Annotated in this window: 5 protein-coding genes and 1 pseudogene; 4 read left to right on the plus strand and 2 right to left on the minus strand. The window is 63.8% G+C overall.

Annotated features, from left to right (window positions below; genetic code table 11):
• Positions 1-301 (plus strand): annotated as a pseudogene (locus tag Q1B08_RS20895) (hypothetical protein); the annotation flags it as partial.
• A 204-nt stretch (positions 302-505) separates the two neighbouring features.
• Here Q1B08_RS20895 and Q1B08_RS20900 read toward each other — a convergent pair.
• Together Q1B08_RS20900 and Q1B08_RS20905 are read right to left on the minus strand one after the other, a co-directional pair.
• Positions 506-1,267: an ABC transporter permease gene (locus tag Q1B08_RS20900; RefSeq protein ID WP_299823157.1), complete on the minus strand. Its 762-nt coding sequence runs from the start codon at positions 1,265-1,267 to the stop codon at positions 506-508.
• Positions 1,264-2,208 carry an ABC transporter ATP-binding protein gene (locus Q1B08_RS20905; RefSeq protein ID WP_299823160.1) on the minus strand — a complete coding sequence of 315 codons (945 nt, stop codon included), beginning with the start codon at positions 2,206-2,208 and terminating at the stop codon, positions 1,264-1,266. Before Q1B08_RS20905 ends, Q1B08_RS20900 begins: the two co-directional genes overlap by 4 nt.
• Positions 2,209-2,597: 389 nt before the next feature.
• On the opposite strand from Q1B08_RS20905, the gene rarD reads away from it, so the two are divergent.
• The 3 genes from rarD (at position 2,598) to tnpB (ending at position 4,455) form a co-directional block, all read left to right on the plus strand.
• Positions 2,598-3,521 (plus strand): EamA family transporter RarD, encoded by a 924-nt coding sequence (rarD, locus tag Q1B08_RS20910; protein WP_299823163.1) that lies wholly within the window; start codon positions 2,598-2,600, stop codon positions 3,519-3,521.
• 194 nt (positions 3,522-3,715) lie between these two features.
• Complete coding sequence (locus Q1B08_RS20915; protein ID WP_299823165.1) at positions 3,716-4,111, plus strand: IS66 family insertion sequence element accessory protein TnpB; 396 nt, start codon at positions 3,716-3,718, stop codon at positions 4,109-4,111.
• A complete protein-coding gene (gene tnpB / locus Q1B08_RS20920) occupies positions 4,108-4,455 on the plus strand; it encodes an IS66 family insertion sequence element accessory protein TnpB (protein WP_299823168.1) in 348 nt (115 codons plus the stop codon). The genes Q1B08_RS20915 and tnpB overlap by 4 nt, the downstream gene beginning before the upstream one ends.
• Positions 4,456-4,536: the final 81 nt, after the last annotated feature.

Raw genomic sequence — 4,536 nt, forward strand, 5'->3', positions numbered from 1 at the left:
CACTCCTCCGAGACGGAAGGAAATGGACCGAAACCCCCGCTTGATCATCACGGATACTCGGGACATTGCTGCGCAATACCCTGACGGGCAATGGATGCCGCAGCAGACCTCCCGCGCCAATGGCCGCAAGTCGGCGGTCCGCTCCAAGGTCGAGCACGTCTTCGCCCAGCAGAAGACGCGCATGGGCCTGATGATCCGGACCATCGGTCTCGCCCGCGCCAGGGCCGCGATCACGCTGGCCAACATCGCCTGTAACATGACCCGGCTGCGATGGCTCCAGAGCCGGACTCTGTCTGCCTGACGGCCGGGACGAAGAAAAGCACCTCAGCGAGAGGCCGTTTGGGCCGAGAGGCCCCAACCATGCACTAATTCACATCCCCGTCAGCTTCGCCAACCCCCGAATCCGCAGATCGGGTCGTTCTCGGAGGTGTCCATGTTCCTACAAACTACTGCACATGGATCAGGTCCGACCCGATCCGATGCGCCGCACGGCATCAACGCTCGCCTACTTCCGGAGCTTCCAACCGGTTCGGAAGATCAACCAGATCGTGCCGAGGCAGAGGGCGAGAAATATCAGGATCATTGCTATGCTGAGCCCGATCGCCACGTCCGCTTCCCCGAAGAAGGACCAGCGGAAGCCGGATACCAGATAGACGACCGGATTGAACAACGTCACCGTCTGCCAGGCCGGAGGCAGCATCGAGATCGAGTAGAAGCTGCCACCGAGGAAGACGAGTGGCGTGATGACGAGGAGCGGCACCAGTTGAAGCTTCTCGAAGTTGTCGGCCCAGATGCCGATGATGAAGCCGAGGAGGGCGAAGGACACGCAGGTCAGGATCAGGAAGATCAACATCCAGACCGGGTGCAGGATCGCGAGGTCAACGAAGAAGAAAGCCGTGACCAGGATGATGAGACCGATGAAGAGGGCCTTCGTTGCGGCCGCACCCACGAAGCCGATGGTGATCTCGATGAACGAAAGGGGGGCCGACAGGATCTCGTCGATCGTGCCGATGAACTTCGGAAAGTAGATACCGAAGGACGCGTTCGACGTGGCCTGCGTCAGGACAGTGAGCATGATGAGGCCCGGCACGATGAAGGCGCCGTAGGGAATGCCTTCGACCGTCTCGATCCGGCTGCCGATGGCCGCGCCGAACACGACGAAGTAGAGCGACGTCGACAGGACGGGCGAGACGACCGATTGCGCCAGAGTGCGGAAGAAGCGCTGCATCTCGAAGACGTAGATCGCCCGGATCGCGGCGAGGTTCATGCGACGTTTCCCTCGGGTTCGTGACGGGTCAGGCCGACGAAGATCTCCTCCAGCGACGATTCCCGCGTCGTCACGTCGGCCACTTGCAGGCCGGCCGCGTCGATGGCGGCTAGAAGGCGCACGACACCCGTCCGCGCGGCCCGCGTGTCGTAGGTATAGATCAGACTGTGCCCGTCCTCGGACAGCGACAGGGCATAGGAAGATAGCGTCTCGGGGACCGTCTCCAGCCTTGAGGTAAGAGCGACGTGCAGAACCTTCTGCCCCATCCGCGCCATCAACGCCGCCTTTTCCTCCACAAGCAGGATGCGGCCGCCGTCGATAACGGCGATGCGGTCGGCGATGGCCTCCGCCTCCTCGATGTAGTGGGTCGTCAGAATGATCGTGACGCCCTGCCGCTTCAGGTCGGCGACGATCTCCCACATGCCACGGCGCAGCTCGACGTCGACGCCTGCCGTCGGCTCATCGAGGAAAAGGACGCGGGGCTCGTGGGAGAGGGCCTTGGCGATCAGGACGCGCCGCTTCATGCCTCCGGACAGTTCGCGCACCCGCGCGGTGGCCTTGTCGCCGAGAGACAGGCTGTCCAGGACGCGGGCGATCAACCTCGGGTCGCGGGGCTTGCCGAACAGCCCGCGCGAAAAGGCGACCGTGCTCGCCACCGGCTCGAAGGGCTCGAGGTTGATCTCCTGAGGGACGAGACCGATCAGCGCACGGGCGGCGCGGAAGTCGCGCACCGTATCGTGGCCGCCCACCGTGATCGTGCCCTCCGTAGGCGTCGTGATTCCGCAGATTGCGGAGATCAACGTCGTCTTTCCGGCCCCGTTCGGCCCAAGGAGTGCGAGGATCTCGCCCTCCGCGATATCGAGATCCACGCCCTTGAGCGCTTCGAACCCGTTTACGTACCGCTTCACGAGCTTGCGGACGCTGACGATAGGATCGGTCATGACGGGGTCCTTTCGGCTGGCGCCATGGTTCGCATGCCGGCGGACGCTTCGCCATCCCCGAGGCTGCGTATGCCCGTCGCTCAGAATGTCCGTTTTGCCTCTCCTTGTCCGGCACCGAGCCGTGATCGCTGTTCGAACCGATGAGACGGCAGGAGAACGACTGCTTCGAGCCCGTCGCGACCGAATGACCGCCTGCGGTTCGAAAAACTACGGGTCTCCCGTACTGCGCGTCTTTTGCCATTTGCACGAAGCGCAAGGGACAACTTCTCCCGGCCCTCACGTTCGAATTGCTGCCGGTACGAGGCATTCCTCAAACGTTTCTTCCGTGGTGTGTTTTCCGCTTCCCGGTTATCGCCTGAAAACACGAACGGCGCAGGCAGAGGAAAATAATGACGGCGACCATCGAAGACAGCCCCCGCGGTCTCGCTCTTGCCGTGACGGCTTATGTCATGTGGGGGTTCCTGCCGCTTTACATGAAAGCTCTGTCCCATGTGCCGCCGACCGAGGTGATCGCACACCGGGTGATCTGGTCGGTTCCTGTTGCGGCCGTGATCTTGCTCGCGATGCGGCGCACAGCCGATATCCGTGCGGCTGTTTCGAACCCGCGCACGCTGGGCATGGCGGCGGTGACTGCGGCACTGATCTCGGTCAACTGGGGGATTTACGTCTGGGCGATAGGTTCGGGACACGCGCTTGACGCAGCCCTTGGCTATTACATCAATCCGCTTTTCAGCGTCGGCCTCGGTGCCCTGCTGCTCGGCGAACGGCTGCGTGGCACGCAGTTTCTCGCAATCGCGCTGGCGCTGGTGGCGGTCGTGGTGCTGACGGTCGCGGCGGGTCAGGTGCCGCTCGTGGCACTCGGGCTGACGTTCAGTTGGGGGTTCTACGCCTACTTCAAGAAGAGCCTTCCGGTCGGCTCGGCGCAGGGCTTCTTTCTCGAGGTGATGCTGCTGACCCCGCCCGCGCTGGCGCTGATTTTGTATATGGGCATGAACGGTCAAGGCCATTTCGCGACAGGAACGGCGCAGGATACGTCGCTGCTTCTGGGGGCGGGAGTGGTGACGGCGGTGCCACTGATCATCTACGCCACGGGGGCGAAGCTCTTGCGGCTCTCGACCATCGGCATCCTGCAATACATCGCGCCGACAATGATCTTCCTGACTGCCGTCTTCGTTTTTGGTGAACCGTTTGGAACAGCGCGCATGATCGCCTTTCCGATGATCTGGGCGGCACTCGTGCTCTACACCGTTCCGCTGATCCGACAGTCCCGTCGCAAACGCCCTCCCGAGATGGTCGCACCTGACCCGGTGTGAAGAAATGGGCGGTTTGCCTGCTGCAGATCCTGCACAACGCCCGAATGGCAAGGTCGGAAAAACCGCGTCGTAGCGAGGGTCGCCCCGCTGCATGTCGCCTATAAACGTAACCGTCCGGGCTCGGTGCTCTGACGGCGGCGTCTGCCTGTCCGTAGTGTCCACTAAGGGATAATGGACACTACCGGAGTCATGGGTTGTCAAAGCGGCGCAAGCGCAGGATCTGGAGCGACGACGAGAACTGGGTAATCTGCGGGCAGACGCGCGTGCCGGGCGTCTGCGGGCAGACGCGGGTGTTGGGCGTGTCGGTCGGCCAGGTCGCTCGGCGCTACGACGTCAACGCGAACCTGGTGTTCACGTGGTTGCGCGACCCGCGTTTCGCCGTCGCCTCGGCTTCAACCGACGAGGCTGTGGTCGAGCCTTCTGACTTTCTGCCGGTCCAGATCATCGATCGGCCGGAGAGCGAGGGTCCAGCCTCGACGCCCGCTCTCGGCACGATCGAGATCGACGTCGCGGGCGGTCACCGGCTGCGGGTCGTGGGCGCCTACGATTCCGAGGCGCTGGCCCGGCTGATCCGGGGCCTGTCGCCATGATCCCGGTGCCCGCGAGCACGCGGGTCTGGCTGGCGGCGGGTGTGACGGACATGCGGCGCGGCTTCACGACGCTGGCGGCACAGGCGGAGCAGACGCTCGAGCGGGACCCGTTCGCAGGCCACATGTTCGTCTTCCGCGGGCGTTGCGGCGATCTGATCGAGATCATCTGGTGGGACGGCCCGGACGCGTGCCTTTCCGGCAGGAGGCTCGGGAGAGGACGCTTCGTCTGGCCGTCGGCGAAGGAGGGCAAAGTGCCCCTCACGGCGGCGCAGTTGTCGATGCTTCTCGAGGGCATCGACTGGCGGGTCCCGCAGCGCGGCTGGAAGCCGTTCAAGGCAGGATAATCCGGCAAGGCGGGCGCATCCGGGATTCCCGCCGCGGCCATATTCTGCTATGCTTCGGCATGCTGGGCACCGCCCAATCCC

The organism is uncultured Jannaschia sp., from assembly GCF_947494025.1.
Taxonomy (GTDB): Bacteria; Pseudomonadota; Alphaproteobacteria; order Rhodobacterales; family Rhodobacteraceae; genus Jannaschia.